Genomic DNA, 25115 nt, shown 5'->3' with positions numbered 1-25115 from the left:
AACCTGAAAATTTCAGATTGCCGTTTCTCTTTTCTATATAAAATCTAAATCGCCGTATATCCACCATCGGCAATAATATAACTTCCTGTTGTGAAAGAAGATTTTTCTGAACTTAAAAACACAACCAATTCAGCAACTTCTTCAGCTGTACCCAAACGATTCATCGGTGCTTTTGCAGCAATGGCGTCCATTGTACTTTTATTCATATGATCTTTTAGCAAAGCTGTTTCTATATAACCGGGACCAACTGCATTACAGCGAATGTTTTTCAATGCATATTCGGCAGCAATATTTTTTGTCAATCCTACAACTCCATGTTTCGACGCTGTATAAGCCGGACTATTTGGAGCCGCAACCTGACCGTGAATTGAAGCTATGTTTACAATACTTCCTCCGCCATTTTTCTCCATTTGCTCGAGCTGATAACGACAAGCATAAAAAACACCGCTTAAATTCAATGCAATTACTTTATCCCAAGCTTCCGGCTCATATTCACCAGTTGGTTTTGCCGGACCTCCCATTCCTGCATTGTTGCAGGCAATATCAAGCTGTCCGTATTTAGCAACGATAGCTTCAACCATACGCTTATTATCACTTGCGATTGACGAATCACCTTTTACAAATAAAGCTTCTCCACCTTTATCCTTTATTACTTTTACGGTTTCTTCACCGTGTTCTACATTAATATCCGAAAGTACTACTTTTGCTCCTTCTCGAGCGTAAGCTTCTGCAACAGCGCGTCCAATTCCTGAACCGCCACCAGAGACAAAAGCTACTTTGTTTTCTAAAAGTGCCATTTTTAATATATTTAAAATTGAACTACAATTTACGAAGATATTAACGGATAACCTGTCTAAAAACAAGCTTTAAAATAACATTAACGCACTTTGCCAATCAAATGTTATTTTCGAAAAAAAGGACTAAAATCAGCCAAAAATTTACTATTTAAAAGAAAATCATTCATCATCTAATTTCATATTTCCCCGATCTTTATGATTGTCCGGATGAGAATTTGGATAACGATTTGGATTTACATCAGAATTTCTGTCTTTGTTTTCAACCGTTTTTTTCGCTTCTTCATCTGTCGAAACACCGCGATTTGAATTTGGATTATTCGGATCAATTTCCTTTGAAACGTCTTTAATGTTTTCGTTTACATTTCTTGCTCTGTCCACAATTTCTTTATTTCCATCGGCATCTGTTACAACTTCTTTTTTGAGCTTTTTTGAATCAGATTTTTTATCATGAGAAACATTTTTTCCTTTTAATTCTTCGCTATCTTTTTGCGTTCCATTTATCTTTTTGGAACCTAAATTATTATTTTCCATAACATTACATTTTTTTCATTACTATATAATATTACGAATTTTAAGAATAGAAAATAGGCACTTTAACATAGGTTTGGGTTTCTAAATCGCTTTTACTTCCAATATTAAAGACTTAAAATTCAATTTATTAAAATTAAAAACATTCAAAATTCTCATTCAAAATTGTAACTTTAATAAAATTCTAAATCACTTGAAATGAACTTTTTCAAAATCAAAACAAGTTGGTCAAACGCTGAGTTTATTTTAATCAAACTTTGTATCGCTTCTGCTTATATTTTAATTGGAAGCTATTTTCATGATTTTTTCAAAGATTATTATTTACTACTATTTATTTTATTTGGGATAACTGCAATTTGGTTCTGTTTTGCATGGTTAAAGAAAATGAAAGCTTCAAAACAACAATAAATACAGCCCGGAATTATTTACTTTCTCAAACAAAACTATCTTTGCAGTCTAAAAATACAGCATGCATCAACATTTTATTCTTTTTAAACCTTACGGCTATCTGAGTCAATTTATATATGAGCTAAAAAGAAAGAAAAAGCTTTTGGGCGAATTATATGATTTTCCAGAAGGAACAATGGCGATTGGTCGTTTGGACGAAGATTCTGAAGGATTGCTTTTATTAACTACTGACGGAAAAGTAAGTGAACAAATCAGAAGCAAAAAAGTCGACAAAGAATATTATGTTCAAGTTGACGGAGTTATTACGCCAGAAGCGATTGAGCAATTACAAAATGGTGTTGAAATTGGTTTTGATGGCGGAAAATACAAAACCAAACCTTGTTCTGCTTTTATTGTTACCGAAATTCCAGACTTTGGTCCAAGAGCCAAAAAAATACGAGACGAACGACATGGTCCAACTTCATGGGCTTCGATAACTGTAAATGAAGGAAAGTTTCGCCAGGTTAGAAAAATGACTGCCGCAGTTGGTTTTCCTACTTTGAGATTAGTTCGCGTTCGTATAGGAAATGTATATTTGCAGGACTTAAAAGCGGGAGAAGTTCTCGAAGTTGATAATTTTAATTAGATAATGTGCCAATGTGAAAATTAGATAATTATTGCAATCTAATAATTCACATAGCTCATAATTCATAACTCATAATTCATAACTCATAATTCAAAAAAATAATGCTAAACGTAGTTCTTATAGAACCTGAAATACCAAATAATACGGGAAATATTGGTCGATTATGTGTAGGTACAGAAAGTAGATTACACTTGATTCATCCTTTTGGATTTGTGATTAATGATAAAAACCTGAAACGTTCCGGATTGGATTATTGGGTACATCTTGACGTAACCGAATATCAAAATATTGAAGAATGGATTGCTCAGATTCCGGATCAATCACGTGTTTTCCTGATGAGTTCTCATGCAGAGAAATCTTATCTTGAAACTGATTTTCAAGACGGAGATTGGTTGGTTTTTGGTAAAGAAAGTGTTGGCTTAAGTAAAGAAGTTTTAGCGCGTTTTGAAAACCATTTAACCATTCCGATGTCAAAATTAATCAGAAGCTTTAATATCGCTAATTCTGTGGCTTTTGTAGTTGGTGAAGCAAAGAGACAAATTGGATTGAAAATCTAAGATGGAAAAAACGATTACCGTAAGAGAAGCTCTAAATAAAGGAAGATTAAAACTTGTTTATTTACCAATTTTAATCATTACAGGATTTATTGGACTTGGTATTATATTAAAAGAAAATCAATTAAGTGGAAATTGGATTTTTCCCTTAACTTTAATTTTAGGATTTGTATTTGGATGGATTGCCTGGAGTTATTTTGTCAACAAATGGAAAATATGGGCATTCGAAAATGTACAAAATGTTCATGAATTGAAGCGAAAAGCAATTGAAGAAAAATTAATATGGGAAAGTGGAAGCTGGTTTGAAAAAACTGAATTTAAAAGTCCTGAACAAAAAACTAAACTAAAATCATTAGAAAAGAAATTTCTTACCAAAGATATCTACACAGATGATAATACTGTACCAATAGAGACAAAGATTTACTATTCAATAAGTACTTCAATAATTAACACGCTCATCTATGTATTCTCGTTTGGATTTATAGCTTATTATGTTTTTGAAAATATTTGGATAATAATAACGGTAGTTGGTGTTGGTGTTCTTTTGACTTATAATCATTTCAAAAAAATTATAGATAGAAAACCTCAACTTATAATTAATAGCCTAGGAATTCAATTAAAAGATAAAAAAGTAATCCCCTGGAATAAGATTCGTAATGATAAAGTCTTATACAATTATCTCGTTTTTAATAATACCGAAATTGAAATTGAGTACCTTAACATTAAAAATGACGAATTAGAAAACTTACTTCATGTCTATAGAGTTCGCTTCGAAAACAACAATCTTAAGTAATTACAAACTTCCCTTTCTCGGCATCAAAAACAATATGTTCATCTTTGAATAAAGTCGCAAAACTTCCATTCGAAATTAAATTACAAGGTTCGTCCTGTACAACAACTTCCGGTGTCATAATAATCATTTCATCACTTAATTGTATTGCCAAGTCAATATCGTGTGTCGAGAATAAAATACATTTTTGAGTTTCTTGTGTTAGCTTTTTCAGCAATTTAAAAAGCGAAACTTTGTGTAATAAATCAAGATGTGTTGTAGGTTCATCCAAAATAATTAATGGAGTATCCTGTGCCAAAGCTCTTGCAATTAAAACCTTTTGCAATTGTCCGTCGCTAATTTCGAAATGTCTTTTTTGTGCCAAATGTTCGATTTGAGTTAGTTCTAAAGCTTCCTGAACTTTTTCTATATCGGTTTGGGTCAAAGTACCAATCCAATTTGTATAAGGCTGACGTCCGAGCGCCACTAATTCAAAAACAGACAAATTACTTGGTGGCAATTTTTCGGTTAAAACCAAACTCAAATTTTGAGCTAAATCTAAAGGTTTATAATCACTTATATTTTTATCGTTTAGAAAAACATTTCCCCTTAACGGATGCTGAATTCCTGTGATTGTTCTCAGCAAAGTCGATTTCCCAATTCCGTTTGCTCCAATTAAAGAAATGAGTTTCCCGGAACTTAAATTCAAATTTAAATCCTGAGCAATAGTCACAGTTTCTTTCTTGGACTTGTAGCCAATAGTTAGATTTGAAGTTTTTAGAATTGTGTTCATTTTTTTAAAGGTACTAAGGTTCTGAGACGCTAAGGTTCTAAGTTTTTTTGCCACAAATTATAAAGATTAAAATGATTTAAAATCTGCGAAAATCTGTTTAATCCGTAAAATCTGTGGCCAATAAATTTACTGAAAATTTCTTTTTCGCATTAGCAAATAAACTACAACTGGCGCTCCAATTATAGACGTGATTGCGTTGATTGGCAATGTGGTTTCTAATCCCGGTAATTGCGATGCGATATCACAAAACAACATAATTATACCTCCGTAAAAAAAAGTACTCCAATATAAAACTGCATGATTACTGGTTTGAAAAGTCAGCTTTGCGATATGCGGAACTGCTAAACCTATAAAAGCGATTGGTCCGGCAAAAGCAGTAATACTTCCTGCCAGAATACTTGTTGCAAAAATGATCGTAAGTCGGGCTTTCTTATAATTTAAACCCATACTTTTCGCGTAATTCTCACCTAAAAGCAATGCATTTAATGGTTTTATACTACTGGCACTCAAAAGCAAACCAAAACCAACACAAATTGCCAAAATAGAAATAGAAGTCCAAGATAGATTTCCTAAACTTCCTAACGACCAAAAGGTGAATTTCTGTAATTGTTCAGCGGAACTAAAATAGGTTAAAACTCCAACAATGGCACTTGTAAAACTACCAAACATAAGTCCTACAATCAAAATTGCCATTGTATTTCGTAAACGCTGTGCTACTAATAATACTAACATTAAAACAGCAACACTACCTAAGGTTGATGCCAATACAATTCCGTATGGAGATAACAAAATTGAATTTAGAAATGCTGGCAATAAACCTGCTCCCAAAATTACAATTGCTACTGCCAAAATTGCTCCCGAACTCAATCCTAAAACATCTGGACCTGCAAGAGGATTTCGAAATAAAGTCTGCATCAGCAAACCGCTTATAGACAATCCAACGCCAACCAAAACAGCTGTAATAGCTTTGGGCAAACGATAATTAATTATTATATATTCCCAGGTCGATTTACTTGCCTCGCCTCCTGTTAAACTGGTATAAACTTCCTTGAACGGAATCGTAACCGACCCCAGACTAATGTCCAGAAAAAACATAAACAGCAGTGCTAAACCAAGTATGGAAAACAGGATTATATTTCGCTTTTTATTGACCAATTGCTCTTAGTTTAATTTAGATGCAAAAGTAAACTCATAACTTGGCAATAAATCAGGATGAAATATCTTGATATAATCTTTTAAAACTAAATCCGGGCGACTTGGTGCTAATTCATAGTAAACGGTTCCGCCGGTTGCTCCAACTTTTCCTTCAAAAGTATAAACGTTTTTATTTTTAAAAGCATCAAACTGACTGTAATGCGGATTCGTTTTTCCAAATTCTTCTAAGCTTTTAAACGATCCTGAAGCAATCCAAAAGTTAGCATTTTTTGCTTTTACCAATATCTTTTCAAAAGACAAACCTTCGCTTCCGGTTCCTTTTAAATCTGCCCATAAATAATTAGCATGAGCATCTTTCATAAACTGAGCTACCCAACTATTCCCTTTGGCTACATACCAAATATCCTGATACATAGAACCGTATAAGACAGTAGATGTCGCAGGTTTATCAGCTACTAATTTCTTTGCCTGATCGTAACTTAAAACAATTTTATCAAACAATTCTTTAGCTTGATCTTCTTTACCAAACAAAGCTCCGTAAAGTTTAATCCATTCTGCTTTTCCCAGCGGAGATTGCTCCATCCAATCGGCTTGAACAAAAACATTAAGTCCGCTTTTCTTTAAATTATCCAATGTTGGATTATTATTATCTACTCCAAAAGTTACAATCAGATCCGGAGATAATTCTATTAATTGCTCGATATTTAATTTCTCATTTTCGCCTACATTCTTAACAGAACCTTTGTCAATTAATGCTCTTGTTTTTTCTGAAGAAATATAATCCGTATGAGGAAATGCAACCAGTTTATTTTCGACTTCCAACATTTCAAGAAATGGAATGCTTGTAGTTGATGTCACGACAATTGATTCTAAAGGAATTTTAATTGTAGTATATTTTTGTAAGCTATCCGGAACTTTTGCGTCTTTCTCTTTTAACACATAAGTGAATTTTGTATTGGCATCTGGCCACGGATCAGAAACCGTTACAACCGAGTATCCATCATGCTTTACAATAGAAAGTCCGGAAGCATATTCGATACTATTTTTTGCAATTTCAGGTTTTGTAATCTCCGTTGTTTCATTTTTTTTACATGCTACAAGAAGAAAAAAAGGTAAAATAAAAATAAATTTAGGTAGTAAATGTCTCATATATAGGTTCTATTGTTTTTTTAATGGAATTTGGTCTGGTTTCTCCTCTATTATGGCATGTAATTTGAATCTTTACAGTTTCATAATTTAAGTTTTCAATAGTGACAAAGGTAAGGTAATTTCTATTTTTTTTGTTTACCTTTATTCTTACAAAACCCAAAAAATACCATCTTAACCATATGAATACCACAAAAACAAAAGTTTGCTCGAGTTGTGATTCTTCTTTTAGTTGTGGAGATACATCGACCGAAAACAAGTGTTGGTGTAATGACTTTCCTCCTATTTTCAATCTTTCAGAAGGAGGAGATTGCCTTTGTCCTAAATGCTTTAAAGAAGCTTGCGAAGACAAAATTGATGCGTATGTAGAAACAATGACTCCCCAGAAAGCCCTTAAAAATAAAGCGATATCTTTACCCAAACAAGAAAAACTAATCGAGGGAATTGACTATTATATCGAAAATGGCAATTACGTTTTTAAACCCTGGTTTCACTTAAAAAGAGGAACTTGTTGCGGAAACGATTGTCGTCATTGCCCTTATTGAATTGTTTTTTTGCCGTAAAAAGTAAAATGTGAATTGTCAGATGATCGAATTCATCCAAAACATTATTAACTTTCGTCCTAAACAATTCACATTTCACAACTAACAATTCACAATTAAAAAAAATGATTTACTTAATTACCGGAGGCGAAAGATCAGGAAAAAGCAGTTACGCTCAAAACTTAGCATTACAACTTTCAAACGCTCCAATATATGTGGCAACGGCCAGAAAATGGGATTCAGATTTTCAAAATCGAATCGACAGACATCAGCAAGAACGTGATGAACGCTGGACGAATATTGAGAAGGAAAAGCATTTAAGCGAAATTGATTTTACTGGAAAAGTTGCCTTGATTGATTGTGTAACACTTTGGCTGACGAACTTTTTTATCGACCATAAAAATGATGTCACTTTAAGTTTGGAAGACGCAAAAAAAGAATTTCTCTCGATCGCCGCTCAGGAAAATGCAACTTTGATTATTGTAACAAACGAAATTGGAATGGGCGTTCATGCCGAAACCCATATTGGCAGAAAATTTACAGAATTACAAGGTTGGATGAATCAGTTTCTTGCGTCAAATGCTGATGAAGTTGTGTTGATGGTTTCTGGAATTCCGGTTAAGATAAAGTAAGCAAATTCCAAATTTTATCCCGAAACTTCGGGACCAAATTCCAAAGCTATACTTTACCTTTACATAATCTTCAATATTGATTTTTGAAATTGAAATTGAACTTTGTAATTGATATTAAAAATTATGAGCTATTTAGACGATATCTTAAAATCCCGACGCGATACCCGACATTTCACGACGGATGAAGTTCCTGATGAAGTAATCGAGAAGGCTTTACAAGCCGGACATTGGGCGCCTTCGGTTGGGTTAACGGATGCTACAAGATATTATATTATAAAATCTGCCGAGGTTAAAAATGCTGTAAAAAATCTATTTTTAGACTACAATAAAAAAGCAGAAGAACTTACTGATAATCCGGAACAAAAAGAACATTATAAATCGTTGAAACTTGAGGCAATCGAAGAAGCTCCAATTGGACTTATCATTGCTTATGATCGATCTGTTTTAAATCAGTTTACAATTGGAACCGTTGGAAGTAACGAAGCGGTTAAATTTAGTTCGGTTTGTGCGGCACAAAATATTTGGCTTTCGCTTACAGAGCAAGGTTACGGAATGGGTTGGGTTTCGATTTTGAATTACTATCAGTTTAAAAAGATTCTGGATTTACCTGATAATATTGAGCCTTTAGGTTATTTCTGTATTGGAAAACCTGCAACAAATTACGATAATCAACCGATGTTGCAACAATTACATTGGAAACAAAAATCTGAAGCTCCGGATTGTAAAGAAATTAAAAGCATCATTCAGAATCCTGTTTTAGATTTTGAAGCAAAAGTTCAAATTCCCGCTGAAAGTAAAAATGATTTTAGCAAACTTTTACAAGACAAAATAGATTCTAAAACAAAGCCTATTGGCGCTTTGGGAACTCTGGAAACGTTAGCTTTTCAGATGGCAACGGTTTTTGAAACTTTAAACCCAAAAATAACAAATCCAAATATTGTCGTTTTTGCCGCTGATCATGGTATTGCAAATCATGGCGTGAGTGCATATCCGCAAGATGTCACGCGGCAAATGGTTGGTAATTTCTTAGAAGGTGGAGCCGCAATAAATGTGTTTTGCAATCAAAATAACATTCAATTATCAATTGTAGATGCCGGTGTTAATTATGATTTCCCAACAAATGCCAATTTGATTTCTGCTAAAATTGCAAAAGGAACTCAATCCTTTTTGCATATTCCCGCAATGAGTGAAACCGAATTACAATTGTGCTTCGAAAAAGGAAAATCAATCGTTGATAACATTGCCAAAACAGGTTCTAACTGCATTGGTTTTGGTGAAATGGGAATTGGAAATACTTCTACAGCTTCTGTTTTAATGAGTCTGCTAACTGGTTTTTCTATCGAAGAATGCGTTGGAAAAGGAACTGGCGTTGAAGACAAGAAATTACTTCAGAAACAAGATTTACTGAAAAAAGCTATTGAAAATTATTCCGGTCAAGCCGAATTAAAACAACAACTTGCCTATTTTGGCGGTTTTGAAATCATTCAAATGGCAAGCGGAATGTTAACAGCTTTTGAAAACAAAATGCTTACTTTGGTAGACGGCTTTATTTGCAGCGTTGCTTTTTTAATTGCTTCAAAAATAAATCCTGATATACATAAAAATGCCATTTTTTGTCATTGCTCTGCTGAAAAAGCACATCAAAAACTATTAAATTATTTAAATGCAAAACCTATTCTAAACCTCGATTTGCGTCTTGGCGAAGGAACAGGTTGTGCTGTTGCTTTCCCAATTTTAAAATCGGCTGAAGCTTTTTTGAACGAAATGGCGAGTTTTGAAAGTGCTGGAGTTAGTAGGAAGTAAACCCCAAATTATCATTGCGAGGAACGAAGCAACCACACTTACAGCTCGACAAAGATTGGCGATTTTCTTTGCACAGTTTCTTGCGAAGATTTCTCCTACGTCGAAATTGTAGATGTTAGATATTTCGGTAACAAAATTTAACTTTAATAAATTTTGTTACGATGAGAAATAATAGTCAGGATTCCACTTTAGAGCGGAACTACTTAGAGAAGTATCGTTTTCTAATAAAAGAATATGAACAGGTAAAAAATAAAACTCATCCTTTGTATAAAAAAGCAATGGATTTTTATGCAGCAAATAATACTTGCCGAAAGAGTTTTTTAAAGTATTATAATCGCTTTAAACAAAGTGGGAAATCTATTGATTTATTGCCCCAAAAAAGAGGTCCCAAATATAAAACAAGACGTCCTTTGCCTTTTATAGAGCAAAAAGTAATTGCATTACGAGAAAAAGGAAACAACAAATATGAAATTGTTAGTATCTTAAGGCCCAAATTAGGGAAGCATACACCATCATATTCAGGAGTTTATAATATTTTAAAACGCAATAAAATAAATAGATTAACTCCGAAGATTAAAAAGAATCATCAAAAAATAATCAAGGAAAGAATGGGACAACTTGGTCATATTGATTGTCATTATTTGAGCAAAAGTATAATTAAAGGGGAAAATAAAAATCGCTATTTAGTTTGTGTAATAGATGATTACAGTCGAATTGCCTGGGCTGAATTAGTTTCTGATATTACCAGTTTAACAGTTATGTTTGCGGCATTGAAATGTTTAAACATCCTAAGTGATCATTATGAAATAAAATTTGAAGAGATATTATCTGATAATGGAGCTGAATTTGGACCTAAAACAAGCAAAGTGAAAAATAATCACCCTTTTGAGAGGATGTTAATGGAATTAGGTATTGTTCATAGGTACACAAAACCCTACAGACCACAAACTAATGGTAAAGTTGAACGCTTTTGGAGAACTCTTGAAGATGATTTATTGAGAGACACAGATTTTGATTCTCATGAAGAATTAAAAGAAGAATTATTGCAATACTTATATTATTATAATCATGAAAGACCACATCAAGGTATTGATGGAAAAAAACCAATCGAAATGATAAATCCGTTACCGAAATAAGTAACCTTTACAGAAATGACAAAACTGAATTAAAAATCTATCTTAATAATGAAAAAAGAACTACATATCTTCTTTACTTGTTTAATGTTTTACACCAGAATTCCATGTCCAAAAAACATTAATCACGATCCTGATTATCTGAATAAAGCAACTCGATATTTTCCTTTCATTGGTTGGATTGTGGGAAGCATTTCTTTTTTGACATTTTATCTTTTTTCTCTTTTTTTGTCTACTGAAACTGCTGTAATTTTGGCTATTATTGCTTCGATATTGACAACCGGAGCTTTTCACGAAGACGGATTTGCTGATGTTTGCGATGGTTTTGGCGGAGGCTGGACCAAAGAAAAAATCCTAATGATTATGAAAGATAGCGCCATTGGTGCTTATGGAGCAATTGGCTTAGTTTTGCTTTTTTTATTGAAATTTAAATTGCTTTCAGAATCGATTTTGCTTTTCAACAGTGAGAACTCTTATCTTCTCATTTTTCTTTTATTTATTTCAGCTCACGCTTTGAGTCGTTTGGCAGCAATTTCTATTATTTTCACGCATGAGTATTCTCGTGATGATGCTTCAAGTAAAAGCAAACCTATTGCTAAAAAACATACTTGGAAAGAAATTTCAGGTTCCTTTTTCTTCGGATTACTCCCACTATTTGTTTTCTCTTATTTTCAATATAAATTTCTTTTGGCTATAATTCCGGTTTTTATAATGCGTTATTTTTTGGCGCGTTATTTCCAGAAATGGATTGACGGTTATACCGGAGATTGCCTTGGTGCAACGCAACAGGTTTGTGAAGTTGTTTATTATTTAAGTATTCTATTGGTATGGAAATTTATCTAGTTCGTCACACTGAAACCGTTTGTGAAAAAGGTATTTGCTACGGACAATCTGATGTTGATCTGGCAGAACCTTTTGACTTAGTTTTCGAAAATATTCTTTCGCAATTACCTTCAGAAGCTGTTATTTTTTCAAGTCCTTTGAAACGTTGTGTTATTCTGGCTGAATATATCGGGAGAAACATCAAAACCATTTCTTTTGAAAAAGAAAACCGCTTAATGGAAATGAATTTTGGCGATTGGGAATTGAAAAACTGGAATAATATTCCACAAGAAGAACTTAATCCCTGGATGGAAGATTTTGTCACTATTAAGGTTTCAAACGGAGAATCTTTTGTTGAATTACATCAGAGAGTTGAAGGTTTTTTAGCTGATTTGGTTTCAAAAGAAATAACAATTCCTATTATACTTGTAGCACATGCCGGCGTTATAAGAAGCATTTTATGTCATCAAACTTCTTTACCTCTAAAAGATGCTTTTAATAATAAAGTAGACTTTGGCGAAGTAATAAAAATAGTACTTTAAATGCCGTTTTGTTTAGAATTTGTTTTAAAAAGTGAAACAAATTTGAAAATTCGATAATTTTAACTTTATATTTGCACGAAATTAAGGTTGTGTTCATTAACACATTAAAAGGGAATCAAGTAATAATTCTTGAGCTGTACCCGCAACTGTAAGCTTTGTTCTGAAAAGAATGCTTGTTGTAACTACAAAACCACTGCTCGCCCCGGCGAATGGGAAGGTAAACAACAAGACGCAAGCCAGGAGACCTGCCTTTGTAACGAATATCGAGCTCTCGGGAAAAAGAGTTTAGAAATTATGACTTTAAAAAAACGTTTTGCTTTTTGTTTATTGTTGTTGTGCCAAATTATTTCGGCGCAGAACGACTCTATTACCAAACTGAAAGAAGTTGTAGTTTCTGACGCAAATCTTAAAAAATACTCCAATTCACAATCCGTTTTAAAACTCAATGATTCTGTCATTAATAAAAATGAGGCTTTATTGACGGATCTTTTAAACTTTAATTCCACTATTTATTTTAAAGAATATGGGCGTGGAATGCTCTCAACAGTTTCTTTTAGAGGAACTACGGCATCACAAACGGCGGTAATCTGGAACGGAATTAATATCAATTCTCAAATGAACGGAAGTACTGATTTTAATACTATTTCCGGCTCTGATTATAATTCGATAAGTATAAAAGCCGGCGGAGGAAGTGTCCTTTACGGAAGTGGAGCCGTTGGAGGAACCGTACATTTAAACAACGATTTGGCATTTTATAATCGGTTTGAGACTAATTTAAAACTTGATTACGGAAGTTTCAATACTATTGGAATCAATTTTAAAACCAATATTTCGAATAAAAAATGGAGCGCACAAATTGGCTTTTCTAAAAATAGTTCGACAAATGATTACAAATACATCAATAAACACAACTGGAAAGGCGAACAACGCTGGAACCAAAATGGTCAATATGATGTAATAACTATGAGCGCGAATGTTGGTTACAAATTTGACGCAAAAAATAGTTTGAAATTATACTCTCAAACTTCAAATACCGACAGAAACACTTCCTTAGTATCTGAAACGGAAACTAAAACCAGATATGTAAATGGTTTTAACCGAAACTTATTAGAATATGACGGTGATTATGGCAAATTTACCACTAATCTGAAAGCGGCATATATTTTCGAAAACTATCAATATTATCCAGATAATGCGGTTAATTTTTTCACTTACGGAAAAACAGAAAGCTTTATCACGAAAGCAGATTTAGGTTATAAAATTTCGAAATCAACACAAATAAACGGAGTTCTGGATTACAACAGAACTAAAGGTTACGGAACTGGTTTTGGAGATCACGTTAGAGAAATTAGTTCGGCTGCTTTATTGGTAAAACAAGATATTTCGACGGATTGGAAAAATGAATTCGGAATCAGAAAAGAGTTTACAGACAATTATCAATCTCCTCTTCTATTCTCTTTAGGATCTTCGTATCAATTTAGCAAATTGTATAATTTGAAATTGAATTTATCACGAAATTTTAGAATCCCAACTTTTAATGATTTGTACTGGGAACAAGGAGGAAATCCGAATTTGAAACCTGAAAGTTCTTATCAGGCAGAAATTGGAAATGTTTTCACTTTCAAAAATATATCATTGACTCAAACCTTTTATTACATGAAAATAAAAGATTTATTGCAATGGATTCCGGGAAGCAACGGCATTTGGTCTCCACAAAATACAGATAAAGTAAATAGTTATGGTGCTGAAACATTATTAAGCTGGAAAAAACAATTTGGTAAAAATATCTTCGCTGCAAATGCAACTTATGCTTACACGGCTTCAAAAAATGATGAAACCAAAAAACAGCTTTTCTATACTCCGTTAAATAAAGTAACTGGATCTGTTTCTTATTCCAGAAATAGAATTTCAGCTTATTATCAATTTATGTTTAATGGTTTTGTTTATACAACAGAAAACAATGACCCGAAGGATATAATAAATGATTATAATGTTTCGAATATCGGAATTGACTATGATTTTAAATTTCTGGACACTTTCAAACTTGGTTTTCAAGTATTAAATCTTTTCAATAAAGAATATGAAAGTTTGGAATACAGACCTCAGCCAGGTCGCAATTTTAATATGTACCTAACCCTAAAATTTTAATATAATGAAGTTTAGTAAATTATTTTTAGTAGCACTTAGCGTTTCGCTATTTGTTTCGTGTTCAAACGATGATAACAATAATAATGATGACACTCCAAAAGGAGTTTATGACAATGGTTTTTTTATCTTAAATGAAGGAACTACAAAAGGTACTGTTTCATTCTCAAGTGATGATTTAACTTCTTCTACCAAAGATATTTATGCTGCTGCAAATGGAACTGATGTGCTTGGAAAATTTGTTCAAAATATATTTTTTAGTGGTGACAACGCTTATATTATTTCAGGTGGAGCCAACAATATTACAGTAGTTAATCGTTACACTTTTAAATTAATTACTAAGATCGAAACTGGCTTAAAAAACCCAAGATACGGAGTTGTAAAAGATGGTAAAGCGTATGTTACAAATGCAAATACGTATTCATACGAAAATGCTGCAACAGGAGATACAGATGATTATGTTGCCATAATTAACCTTGCAACTAATACTTATGAGTCAAAAATTGACTTGAACACAACTGCTAACAGAGTGGTTTTGAAAGATGGAAAATTATATATCACAGATTCTTACAGTGATAAATTATCGATTGTTGATATTGCGACAAAAAAACTGGATACTCCTGTACAAATTGGTAAAACCGGTGATTGTATTGAAGAAGAAAACGGAATTCTTTACATCTTAAAAGGTGGTTATGGAAATAGCAGCGGACTTGTAAAAGTAAAAATAACAGACAAAACATTTACTGAATTTGCTTTTCCTGAAAGCTTAAAAGAAGCAGGATTTATGGATGTTAATGACAGTAAAATTTACTATACAGTAGGAAGTGCTGTTTATGTAATAAATACTAATGCTACGGCTCCATCAACAACACCACTTTTAACTTCTGCAGCAACTAATATATATGGATTTGCAGTTAAAAACAATCGTATTTATGTTGCACAAGGAAACTTTAAGGCAGATGGTACAGCTTACGTTTATAATTTAACTGGTGCATTACAAAAAGAAATAGCTACCGGTATAGGAAGTAATGGTTTTTACTTTAACGATTAATATTTTTTAGAATTAGTTTTTGGATTTTTACCAAAAAAGGGCTTTCATTTCTGAAAGCCTTTTTTTTTATGTCTAGTTCTGAAATAAGTTGATATAAAATCAACCTATTTTATGGAATTACGCTTCTTTAAGAACACTTTTCTTTTTGAAGTATAAAGTAATAAAAGCCAAAATAAAACAAACCAAACCTATAATTATCATATTCCAAATAGGTTTTGTGGTTTGTGAAAAAGTTCCGTTTTCGATAATTAATATTCTAAAAGCTTTCAAAAAATGTGTCAGCGGAATTACATTGGCAATTGCCTGAACTGCTTGTGGCATTTGACTTAATGGCCATGTAAAACCACTTAGAATAAAACTGGGAGTTGCTATAACCATTAAAATTTCTGTCGCTTTTAATTGGCTTGGAACCAAAATACTCACCAGAATCCCTATAAAAGAAACCGAGAGTACAAATATCCCTGCAATAAAAGTAAGCGGAAGTAAGTTTTCGTAAAAAGGCAATCTAAACCATAAAGTAAAAAGCCAATAAATAAGCCAAATTCCGAAACTCATAATCATATAAGGAATAATTTTTACCGCTAAAAGCTTTAAAACCGAAGGACATTTTTTGACTAAATCTTTAAAAGTTCCGTTTTCAAATTCAGAAGCAAAAGAAAGTGCTAATCCTAAAAGTAAAACTTGCTGCAAAACTGTCGCAAGAACTCCCGGCCATAGAAAGTACATATAATTAGTGCTTCGATTGTATTTTTTTATAAAAGTTGTTTTGAAAGGTTCATATTGTGAAGCAAGTAAATTCTCAGGAACGCCTTGTTTTCTTAATGTTTCAATTTGAACGCCTGCTTTTAATGTTCCAAGGCAAATTTGTATCGCCGTCGAAGCATAATTTGCCGTTAAAACATTAGAGGTATTTACGATCGTTGTAATTTCGGGATATTTTTTTGTGAGTGTCATTTTCTCAAAATCCTTTGGAATAATAACTACACAAGTTGCTTCTTTTTGGATGGCAATTTGCGAAAGATTATTTTGATCGTACAAAATCGAAGCGATAGACAAAACCTCATTGTCCTGAAACATTTGAATTGCTTTTGAACTTAATTCAGATCTGTCCTGATCCACAACTAAAATTGGCAAATCAGTTACTTTGCCCTTTCCGTAAACATATCCCAACAAAACGCCATAAAGAATTGGCGCTCCAATAAAAAGCAATCGAAGTACTTTATTACTCCAAAATAATCGGAATTCCCGTTTAAGCAATGAAAAGAAGTTTTGCATAATCAGAGAGATAAAGTAACCGTTGTTTTCGTAATAAGATCTTTTGTTTCGTCATTATTCGCAGGCGTTATTTTTATTTCGAATAAACTTTCCTGCATTTCGTAATCCGGATAAGCCGTTGCGATATTTCCATAAGCTCCCAGTTGCTTTATAGTTGATATTTTTCCTTTTACATCTTTTTTCAAATATGGAATATGAACATTTATTTCCTGATCTTTTTTAAATTTTGCTAATTGATTTTCTGGTATCGTAAATCGAAAGTATGCGCTGTTGGCAATATAACCATTAAATAAAGTATAACCCGGCAAGGCAAGTTCACCAAGATTTAGCGTTATCGTTTCTATGCTCATATCTTGTGGCGCAAAAATGTAGCGTTCTTTATCGGCGGTTTCTACTTCCTGCAATGCCCCAAGAGCTCTGTCTTGCTGTCCTAAAGCCATTGTTTGCTGTTCGATACGCGCGCCTTTTTTAGCATCGTCTAATTCGGCAATAACAGCATTATATTGCGCCTGAGCTCCTTGGTATTTAGCAAATGTTTCATCGTAAGTTTGTTGTGAGATCAAAGAATCTTTTAGCATATTAGTCAATCGCTTAATAGATTTCTGAGCAAATTCATATTGTTCTTTTAATCCCATTTTTTTTGCTTCAAGCTGTTTGATTTGGTTTTCAGTTGCTCCTTTTACAGCCATTTTATATTGCGCTTTTGCGGAAGTAACGGCACCTTCGGCCTGACTTTTTTTAGCATCAACTTCAGGAATATCAAGAATTGCAAGCGTATCTCCTTTCCGAACAATATCACCTTCCTTAACAAAGATTTTTAAAATCTTGCCGGGAATCTTGCTCACAACTGCAATTTGTTCTTTTTCTATTTTTCCTTGAATTATATTTTCTTTCTGCGCTTTTTGACAGCTTACATAAAGTAGAATTAAGGGAATTATAAGGATTGCTTTTTTCATAAAATAGAACTTTTTATTTGGATATTTTTTTTGATAAATCGCCAGTAGCAATTATAGTTTCAATAGCTGCCAGTCGCTGATCGATCAAAGTCGTGGTTTTGTTTACTGATGCTTTATACGAATCATTTTCGGCCTCAAGGCGTTCAGATATATTGATAAGACCTTCCTTATATTGTTTTATCGCCAGATTTAAATTATTGCCTGCGACTTTTTCTTGTTGTTGTGTGATATCAATTTTTTGTGTTAGAACACTGTAATCAACTAAGTTTTTTTCAAGAAGTAATTCCAGTTTTTCTTTCGTATCGTCAATTTGGTTCTGTACTTGCTCAATATTTATTTTGGCTTCATGTACTTTATGTTTTCTTTCAAAACCTGAGAAAACTTCCCATTTCATGGCAGCTCCAACCATCCAGTTATTGCTTATAGTTAATTCGTTTAAACCTAAATATAATGCTTGATTTATTCCGGTAATAATGGGAGTTGTAGCTCTTGCATTGAATAAACTCGAGTACGAAACTCCACCAAAAGCACCCAAAGTAGGCAAATAAGTTCCTTTTTCTTTTTTTAATAAATATTCATACGCAGTTTTAAACGATTCGAGTGCTTTTATTTCCTGTTTATTTTCAGTGCTTAATTTCTCATCAGCTATAATATATGGAGCCAATTCATAATGAACATTCTCAATCTCATCAATAGAATAACCTGTTAGGTATTGAATTTTTTTATAGACTAATTTTCGTTTTCCGTCCAGTTCAATTTTTTTTGAAGCCAGTTCCAGCGATGCCAGTTTAATTTTATCCCGATCGTATGGTATTGCAAGTCCCTGTTCAATTGCTTTTGTTACACGTTTCGTTTCTGTATCTAATCGCTTTTCACTTTCCTGTATTAATTTGTCAATCTCTTTCAATAATTCTAATTGATCAAAAGTGTTTATCACATCTTTTATGATTTGATCTTTTTCTGACTCTTTTAAAAATACAGTTCCTTTCGTTTTTTCTGCAATAGCTTTTGCTCCGTTTGGAATTTGCATTCCGCTAAACAATACGGTTTTTGCCATTACACTTCCGTTAAAAATATTTCCGTAGTTTTTAAAAGCTGTTTTTCCATCAAACAAAGGATAATTTACAATTGGTATTGTAGCCGTAGGAAGATCAACAGTTAGTTTATTGTCAAAATAAGAATACAATGCACTCGCTTCAACCGTTGGAATGTATTTGTTCCAGACTCCTTTTTCCTGAAGATTTAATTTTTCAATATCCAGATCTTTGTTTTTCAGCGAAGTACTTTTCTCGATCGCCTTCTGAATTGCATCTTCTAAGCTTGAAGAAACCTCAATTTGACCATATCCATAAGTTAGATAAAAGAAGAAAAGTAAAAAAGATAAATGTTTTTTCATTGCAATTCTGTATCTATTATTTGATAAATTCTGAAACAAAATTTGTAGGATATCCTAAAAGGAAAAACAGACGTAAATAACGTTTAATTACAAAGTTAAGAATATAAGTCTTACAATATCACCTTGTCAGCAAGGAAAACATAGAGAAGGTTTAAAACTTTTTTAATATTTTATAGTTGTAAAACAGAAAGTTATGACGCACTGTTGAACTTTGTCTGTTTTTTCATACCTTAGTAACTATAATTCTGAATTAACAAAATATTTGTATGAAAAAGAACTTCTTATTTTTTACAATTTTAATGACTAGTTTGTTTTCTATTCCTGTATTTTCTCAAACAGATAATGAACCTGTTGCTTTAGGTTTACCAGGAGATAATCTTAATTTATTTGCAGTTTTAGATATTTTTCAAAAATCTAAAACCTTAGAAGAGTTTGAAAAAGTACTAAATGAACAAGACAGTAAGGTTAATAATTTGGATTTAAATAATGATGGCGACATTGATTATATTGAAATCGAAAGTCAAAAAGATGGAAATATACATTCGATTGTACTTCAGGTTGCTATAAATAGTACTGAGAAACAAGATGTGGCTGTTATTGAAGTAGAAAAAGACAAAAAGAACAATATACACGTTCAGATTATTGGAGATGAAGATTTATATGGAAAAAATTACATTGTAGAACCTTCAGATACTGTTGCAGGAACACCAAATCCGGGCTATAAAGGAGACCAAACTGTAATCGTAAACAACAATACCACCAATAATTACAATACAACAACAAGCAATCCAAGTTATGTTACCACAAGTGTGAATGCGTGGCCAGTTGTATTGTTTTTGTTTTCTCCTATATATGTACCATACAGATCTCCTTGGTATTGGGGATATTATCCTTCGTATTGGCGACCTTGGCGTCCTGTTTACTATCAGGATTACTGGGGATATCATGGACATTATTATCGCAATGATTATTATAGAAGAACAGCTGTTATAAGAAATCCAACATATTATAATCGCTATGCGTCAAGAAGAAATACATCAGTTGTTGTAAGAGATAATAGAGCTAGTGGCCGTTATAATACTACGTACAATGGAAGAGATTATAAAAGACCGGCTCCTGTTACAACTACAAGACCAACCAGACCGGCGACAACGCGACCAGTAACTCGCCCTACAAATCCATCAACCAGACCTGGCGCAACAAATCCATCGACCAGACCAGTAACTCGTCCAACAAATCCGTCGACGAAACCCGGAACTACAAGACCAGCTCCAGTGACACGTCCGGTAACTCCAACTAATCCATCAACAAGACCTGTTGTTAAGCCAACGCAGCCTGTGACGCAACCTGTGACACGTCCGACAACACAACCTGTGACGCGCCCAACAAGTCCAGCAACGCGTCCGGTACAACCTGTAACTCGTCCGGCAACACAACCGGTAACACGCCCTGCTACCAGACCAGCACCAAGTAGAAACACAGCAACGCCAAGTCCAGCAAGCGGTAGTTCTAATGGAAGAAGATAAAAATTAAAATTCTATAAAGAATCGATAATAGACAAACTTTTTATTTGCAGACTATGAATAAATCTTTACTAGTAAAAATTGCTTTTATTCTTTTTATAATGCCGTTTTTTGCAAATGCTCAGACTCCTGCAGTTCTTGCTCCGGCACCAGAAACACCACCTGAAAGTACCGTTAAATATCCACAATTTCAATTTAAAGGATTATTTCAGGCACGTTATTTACAAGCATTAGAAGATGGTGTCGATGTTATGGGAGTTCACCATTCTACAGGCGATGTTGTTCAAAGTACATTTGATATCAAAAGAATGCGTGTTGGTGTTAATACCAAATTAAGTGAAGCTACAGAAGTTGTAATTTTGGTGAATCTTGCCGATTTTAAATCTGATCCTAAAGGGAAGGTTTTAGAAAATGCATACGCAAAATACACTTTTAGTAAATATTTTGCAGTTACAGGAGGACAATTCAGACCAGCTTTTGGTATTGAAGAATTAGTTCCCGTAGATATCATCAAATCATTTGATTTCTCAAATCAATATTATGAGTTTGGAAAAAATGGCTGGACCAGTTTCCAAATTGGAGCTTCTGCAACCGGAGCTTTTGATCTTGGAAAAATTCCTTTTAACTATGCTATCTCTATGTTAAACGGAAACGGGAAAAATCAGGAAACGGATAAGGATAACGGGAAACAATATTCGGCACGTTTCGTTTTTACATTATCAAAAGAACACAAAATTAATTTAGGACTAAATGGAGGTTCCGGAAAAGTTTTCAAAAAAAATGTTTTCGCTTTGGGAGCAGATATCACCAGTGATTTTAAATTAAATGACAAGTTTACTTTCGATTTACAAATAGAATATAAACAAGGAACCAATCATAATTTATATTATTCTCTGCCAACTACAGCAAGAACTCCAAACGTTTCCGATTATCAAATGCGAGGAATTTATTTTCTGCCTAATTTGAGATATGTAGTCGATTATAAAAAATTAACTTCACTAGAAGTATCTTGTAGATATGAAAGATTTGATCCAAGTTATAAAATCGATTCAAATGTTAGACAAACCTACACACCAATGATCAGCCTTGAATTTGGGAAAGCTTATACTGGAAGAATTGAGTTAGGGTTCGAAATCGATCGTTATGATAAAAACATTCCTGATACATCAATGTATAATGACAACTTGTTTATAATTCAGTTTCAGTGCAGACTATAATTTAATCTAATTTTTATTGTTATGAAAGAAGTAAAAATTCCTCAAACCTTAATTACGCTTGCTGTTGGAGTAGCAATTTGGTTTATTCCGGCGCCAGATGGTGTAGTAATTGAAGCGTGGCATTTGTTTGCCATCTTTGTCGCAACAATTTTAGGAATTATTTTGAAAGCAGCACCAATGGGAACAATGTGTATGATCGCAATTGCTCTTACCGCTTTCTCACAAGTATTGGCGCCAGGTGAAGCTGGAAAATCAATCACGCTCGCCTTAAAAGGCTTTGGAGATAAAGTAATTTGGCTTATTGGAATCTCATTTTTCATCGCCAGAGGTTTTATAAAAACAGGATTAGGAAACAGAATCGCTTTCTTATTTATTAGAATATTTGGTAAAAGCTCACTTGGATTAGCCTATGGTTTAGGATTAGCAGATTTAGTTTTAGCTCCGGCTGTACCAAGTAATACAGCACGAGGCGGAGGAATTATTTATCCTATTATGAAATCTATGTCAATGAGTTTTGGCTCAATGCCTGATCAGCCCGAAACACATCGAAAACTAGGCTCATATCTTACATTAAGCAGTTATAATGCAAATTTAATTGCTTCGTCTATGTTTTTAACCGGAACGGCGAGTAATCCAATGTGTCAAAAATTTGCCCTTAATTTAGGTATTAAAATTAGTTGGATTTCCTGGGCAACAGCAGCAATAGTTCCAGGTTTGGTGGCGTTTTTTGTAATTCCACTTGTATTGTATAAAATTTATCCGCCAGAACTAAAGAAAACTGGTGATGCACCTCAGATTGCAGCTCAGAAACTTAAAGAAATGGGGCCAATAACTCGTGACGAATGGATGATGTTATTGACTTTCTTCATCTTATTATTCCTTTGGATGACAGGCGATTTGTTTTCTATTGATGCAACTACGACCGCATTTATTGGTTTGGTTATATTACTTCTAACATCAGTTTTGACTTGGGATGATGTCAAATCCGAAAAAGGTGCCTGGGATACTATCGTTTGGTTTTCGGTATTAGTAATGATGGCAAGTTCACTCAACGAACTTGGATTTATTAGTTGGTTCAGCGGTTTGATAAAAGCTGAGATTGGCGGATTAAGCTGGCAAATGGCTTTTCCTATTATTGTATTAGTCTACTTTTTTAGTCATTATCTTTTTGCAAGTGCAACTGCGCACGTAGCAGCAATGTATGCAGCACTATTAGGCGTTGGAGTTTCACTTGGAGTTCCCGGATTGCTATTGGCTTTTATGCTTGGATTTGTGGGTTCAATCTACGGAACTTTAACGCATTATGGACACGGGCCTGCACCAGTTTTCTTCGGAAGCGGTTACGTCGACCTGAAAAGCTGGTGGGTCAAAGGATTAATAACAGGATTGACAATGCTCTTGATCTATATGGTTATAGGAGGATTGTGGCTGCGATTAATTGGTGATTTTTAAATTCTGATTCCGGGAGGAAGTAATTCTTTGTATTCTGGATTCTTTTTAATAAACAATACAATTCTAGGATGAATAGGCATTAATTTAAATTTCTTTTCAATGACGATCTCCATGATGTTTTTAAGTAAAGTATCAATTATCGCTTGATTGTCAAAGCCTTCCGGAGAGTTGATTTTGGTTAAGAAAATTTTCTTTTCCTGAAAAGAATATTCAATAGAAAGTAATCCTTCAGGGACTATGGTTTCAAATTGTCTTGCAAAAGTGTTGTCTTTGATTTCCATAGTTTCAATAGGTTCCATATTAGTCATGTTTTTTTGGGGAGATTGGATTAAAAATAATAGAAAAGAACGATAAGTACATTACATAAAAATCCTGGAAAGAGATTTAAATAATGATTATTACAACTACAAAGGTAATCATTTGATTTTCAATATGAAATTATTTTTTAAAGGCATGATATTGCCCTAACCTTTCTATTGTCGAAATTTTATTGGGTTTAATCCATAAATGTGGTGTAAGATTTGCTGTGCATATTACTAAAAAAAGTAATTTTAGCTTGAAATTAAATCTGTAACCATAATTCTTTTTCTGCCAAATGAGTAAAATTCCTGTATACTTTATGCCCGGTCTGGCTGCCAGTCCGGCAATTTTTGAAAGAATCAAATTAGACGAATCTATTTTTGAGACATGCATGTTAGAATGGGAAATTCCCCAACCAAAAGAGTCTTTGTCTGATTATGCATTACGGATATCTAAAAACATCAAGCACGAAAATCCGGTTTTAATTGGAGTTTCGTTTGGAGGTATTTTGGTTCAGGAAATTGCAAAGCATATTGAAACACGAAAAGTTATTATTATTTCAAGTGTTAGAAGTAATGTAGAATTCCCAAGAAGAATGAAAATCGGAAAAACTACAAAAGCCTACAAGCTGATTCCGATGAAGTTAATTTTGAATATCGAAAATCTTGCAAAATATTCTTTTGGCGAGAAAGTCAATAAACGTATTAAATTATATGAGAAATTCCTGGCGGTTCGCGATCTGAATTATTTACAATGGGCAGTTGAAAATGTTATTTTGTGGGATCGAAATGAAATTAATCCAAATGTTGTTCATATTCACGGCGATCAGGATGATGTTTTTCCTATAAAGTATATCAACAGCTGTATTGTTGTAAAAGGCGGAACTCATATTATGATTCTGAATAAATATAAATGGCTGAACGAAAATTTACCTTCTATTATATTGGAAGAATAATTGTTGATTTGTTTCAGGTTTCAGGTTTCAGGTTTCAGGTTTCAGGTTTCAGGTTTCAGGTTTCAGGTTTCAGGTTTCAGGTTTCAGGTTTCAGGTTTCAGGTTTCAGGTTTCTATAACCTTTGTCAAAGTTTTAAACTTTGACAAAGGTCTGCACGCAATCTTTACACAAAGTTTTTATCCGTAATCTTGTCATCCCGAGGAACGAGGGATCTCCGCAAGTAGCTCGACATGCTGAATAAACTTTGTGTTAGTTACTTCATGAGATTGCTTCGTTCCTCGCAAAGACGAAACTAAAATGATGCATCTTTAAAAACCCTAAAGCCCTAGCCCTGATAGAAGCGGTATCCTTTTGTGGCGGGGTTCGCCATAAAAGATACAAGTGGATAGCAGGAAATAGCTCCTTATTTTTATTAAATCTCAAATTTTAAATTTCAAATTCCAATTGTTTTTTTACGCAGGCAACGTCCTTGCGAGGAACGAAGCAATCTCACTGCAATAAAACACAACGTTTAATCTGCAAGTGAGATTGCTTCGTTCCTCGCAAGCATAAAAAAATCCCAAACTCACATTGGAATTTGGGATTTTAAAATATTG

Annotated in this window: 25 protein-coding genes and 1 riboswitch; of the genes, 16 read left to right on the top strand and 9 right to left on the bottom strand. The window is 33.5% G+C overall.

The genetic code is table 11. The features are described 5' to 3' along the window. Positions 1–44 precede the first annotated feature (44 nt). Together C8C83_RS14055 and C8C83_RS14050 are read right to left on the bottom strand one after the other, a co-directional pair. Positions 45–797 (bottom strand): glucose 1-dehydrogenase, encoded by a 753-nt coding sequence (locus C8C83_RS14055; protein ID WP_121329107.1) that lies wholly within the window; start codon positions 795–797, stop codon positions 45–47. A 159-nt stretch (positions 798–956) separates the two neighbouring features. After that, positions 957–1328: a hypothetical protein gene (locus tag C8C83_RS14050; protein WP_121329106.1), complete on the bottom strand. Its 372-nt coding sequence runs from the start codon at positions 1326–1328 to the stop codon at positions 957–959. Between the two features lie 195 nt (positions 1329–1523). On the opposite strand from C8C83_RS14050, the gene C8C83_RS14045 reads away from it, so the two are divergent. From C8C83_RS14045 to C8C83_RS14030, 4 genes are all read left to right on the top strand, one after another. Continuing rightward, the gene (locus tag C8C83_RS14045; RefSeq protein WP_121329105.1) at positions 1524–1733 is read left to right on the top strand and encodes a hypothetical protein; all 210 of its coding nucleotides are present in this window, start codon (positions 1524–1526) and stop codon (positions 1731–1733) included. Positions 1734–1794: 61 nt separating this feature from the next. Then, a complete protein-coding gene (locus tag C8C83_RS14040; protein ID WP_121329104.1) occupies positions 1795–2358 on the top strand; it encodes a pseudouridine synthase in 564 nt (187 codons plus the stop codon). A 101-nt stretch (positions 2359–2459) separates the two neighbouring features. Continuing rightward, positions 2460–2915: a tRNA (cytidine(34)-2'-O)-methyltransferase gene (locus tag C8C83_RS14035; RefSeq protein ID WP_121329103.1), complete on the top strand. Its 456-nt coding sequence runs from the start codon at positions 2460–2462 to the stop codon at positions 2913–2915. 1 nt (position 2916) lies between these two features. Beyond that, entirely contained in the window at positions 2917–3705 is a 789-nt protein-coding gene (locus C8C83_RS14030) for a hypothetical protein (protein ID WP_121329102.1), read from the top strand. Here C8C83_RS14030 and C8C83_RS14025 read toward each other — a convergent pair. From C8C83_RS14025 to C8C83_RS14015, 3 genes are all read right to left on the bottom strand, one after another. Next, positions 3698–4474 carry an ABC transporter ATP-binding protein gene (locus tag C8C83_RS14025; RefSeq protein ID WP_121329101.1) on the bottom strand — a complete coding sequence of 259 codons (777 nt, stop codon included), beginning with the start codon at positions 4472–4474 and terminating at the stop codon, positions 3698–3700. The two genes, C8C83_RS14030 and C8C83_RS14025, sit on opposite strands and share 8 nt — an antisense overlap. Before the next feature lie 126 nt (positions 4475–4600). After that, positions 4601–5569, bottom strand: coding sequence for an iron ABC transporter permease (locus C8C83_RS14020; RefSeq protein ID WP_121329100.1), 969 nt, complete (start codon positions 5567–5569; stop codon positions 4601–4603). A gap of 66 nt (positions 5570–5635) precedes the next feature. After that, a complete protein-coding gene (locus C8C83_RS14015; protein WP_121329099.1) occupies positions 5636–6778 on the bottom strand; it encodes an ABC transporter substrate-binding protein in 1143 nt (380 codons plus the stop codon). Between the two features lie 179 nt (positions 6779–6957). Between C8C83_RS14015 and C8C83_RS14010 the strand changes: the two genes are divergently transcribed. The 8 genes from C8C83_RS14010 (at position 6958) to C8C83_RS13975 (ending at position 15445) form a co-directional block, all read left to right on the top strand. Beyond that, on the top strand, positions 6958–7320 hold the full coding sequence (locus C8C83_RS14010; protein WP_121329098.1) for a DUF5522 domain-containing protein: 363 nt from the start codon (positions 6958–6960) through the stop codon (positions 7318–7320). A gap of 122 nt (positions 7321–7442) precedes the next feature. After that, positions 7443–7949, top strand: a complete 507-nt coding sequence (gene cobU / locus C8C83_RS14005; protein ID WP_121329097.1) for a bifunctional adenosylcobinamide kinase/adenosylcobinamide-phosphate guanylyltransferase — start codon at positions 7443–7445, stop codon at positions 7947–7949. A 123-nt stretch (positions 7950–8072) separates the two neighbouring features. Next, positions 8073–9752: a nicotinate-nucleotide--dimethylbenzimidazole phosphoribosyltransferase gene (gene cobT / locus C8C83_RS14000; RefSeq protein WP_121329096.1), complete on the top strand. Its 1680-nt coding sequence runs from the start codon at positions 8073–8075 to the stop codon at positions 9750–9752. Positions 9753–9913: 161 nt separating this feature from the next. Then, positions 9914–10888, top strand: a complete 975-nt coding sequence (locus C8C83_RS13995) for an integrase core domain-containing protein (RefSeq protein WP_121326054.1) — start codon at positions 9914–9916, stop codon at positions 10886–10888. Between the two features lie 48 nt (positions 10889–10936). Next, positions 10937–11728: an adenosylcobinamide-GDP ribazoletransferase gene (locus tag C8C83_RS13990; RefSeq protein ID WP_121329095.1), complete on the top strand. Its 792-nt coding sequence runs from the start codon at positions 10937–10939 to the stop codon at positions 11726–11728. Then, positions 11713–12249 (top strand): alpha-ribazole phosphatase, encoded by a 537-nt coding sequence (gene cobC / locus C8C83_RS13985; RefSeq protein WP_121329094.1) that lies wholly within the window; start codon positions 11713–11715, stop codon positions 12247–12249. The genes C8C83_RS13990 and cobC overlap by 16 nt, the downstream gene beginning before the upstream one ends. A gap of 67 nt (positions 12250–12316) precedes the next feature. Further along, positions 12317–12517: riboswitch (cobalamin riboswitch) on the top strand. A 26-nt stretch (positions 12518–12543) separates the two neighbouring features. Continuing rightward, a complete protein-coding gene (locus tag C8C83_RS13980) occupies positions 12544–14397 on the top strand; it encodes a TonB-dependent receptor (RefSeq protein ID WP_121330046.1) in 1854 nt (617 codons plus the stop codon). A 4-nt stretch (positions 14398–14401) separates the two neighbouring features. Beyond that, positions 14402–15445, top strand: a complete 1044-nt coding sequence (locus C8C83_RS13975) for a hypothetical protein (RefSeq protein WP_132011792.1) — start codon at positions 14402–14404, stop codon at positions 15443–15445. 117 nt (positions 15446–15562) lie between these two features. Here the strand turns inward: C8C83_RS13975 and C8C83_RS13970 are convergent, their stop codons facing one another. Genes C8C83_RS13970 through C8C83_RS13960 form a run of 3 tightly spaced genes read right to left on the bottom strand, consistent with a single transcriptional unit; the run spans position 15563 to position 19072 of the window. Next, a complete protein-coding gene (locus tag C8C83_RS13970) occupies positions 15563–16720 on the bottom strand; it encodes an ABC transporter permease (protein WP_121329093.1) in 1158 nt (385 codons plus the stop codon). Between the two features lie 2 nt (positions 16721–16722). Then, complete coding sequence (locus C8C83_RS13965) at positions 16723–17676, bottom strand: biotin/lipoyl-binding protein (RefSeq protein ID WP_121330045.1); 954 nt, start codon at positions 17674–17676, stop codon at positions 16723–16725. 13 nt (positions 17677–17689) lie between these two features. Continuing rightward, positions 17690–19072 carry a TolC family protein gene (locus tag C8C83_RS13960; RefSeq protein WP_121329092.1) on the bottom strand — a complete coding sequence of 461 codons (1383 nt, stop codon included), beginning with the start codon at positions 19070–19072 and terminating at the stop codon, positions 17690–17692. Positions 19073–19338: 266 nt separating this feature from the next. Between C8C83_RS13960 and C8C83_RS13955 the strand changes: the two genes are divergently transcribed. From C8C83_RS13955 to C8C83_RS13945, 3 genes are read left to right on the top strand one after another with little or no spacing between them, the layout of a single operon-like run. After that, positions 19339–20598, top strand: a complete 1260-nt coding sequence (locus tag C8C83_RS13955; protein WP_121329091.1) for a hypothetical protein — start codon at positions 19339–19341, stop codon at positions 20596–20598. Between the two features lie 53 nt (positions 20599–20651). Continuing rightward, complete coding sequence (locus C8C83_RS13950; RefSeq protein WP_121329090.1) at positions 20652–21812, top strand: porin; 1161 nt, start codon at positions 20652–20654, stop codon at positions 21810–21812. Positions 21813–21833: 21 nt separating this feature from the next. Then, positions 21834–23264: an anion permease gene (locus C8C83_RS13945; RefSeq protein WP_121329089.1), complete on the top strand. Its 1431-nt coding sequence runs from the start codon at positions 21834–21836 to the stop codon at positions 23262–23264. Here C8C83_RS13945 and C8C83_RS13940 read toward each other — a convergent pair. Then, complete coding sequence (locus C8C83_RS13940) at positions 23261–23572, bottom strand: N-acetyltransferase (RefSeq protein WP_233209678.1); 312 nt, start codon at positions 23570–23572, stop codon at positions 23261–23263. The two genes, C8C83_RS13945 and C8C83_RS13940, sit on opposite strands and share 4 nt — an antisense overlap. A 287-nt stretch (positions 23573–23859) precedes the next feature. Here C8C83_RS13940 and C8C83_RS13935 point away from each other — a divergent pair, with 287 nt between their 5' ends. After that, positions 23860–24519, top strand: a complete 660-nt coding sequence (locus tag C8C83_RS13935; RefSeq protein ID WP_121329088.1) for an alpha/beta hydrolase — start codon at positions 23860–23862, stop codon at positions 24517–24519. Positions 24520–25115: the final 596 nt, after the last annotated feature.

Source organism: Flavobacterium sp. 90, assembly GCF_004339525.1.
Lineage (GTDB): Bacteria > Bacteroidota > Bacteroidia > Flavobacteriales > Flavobacteriaceae > Flavobacterium.
The sequence above is the reverse complement of the archived record's forward strand: the minus strand, read 5'-3'. Positions and strand labels throughout refer to the sequence as shown.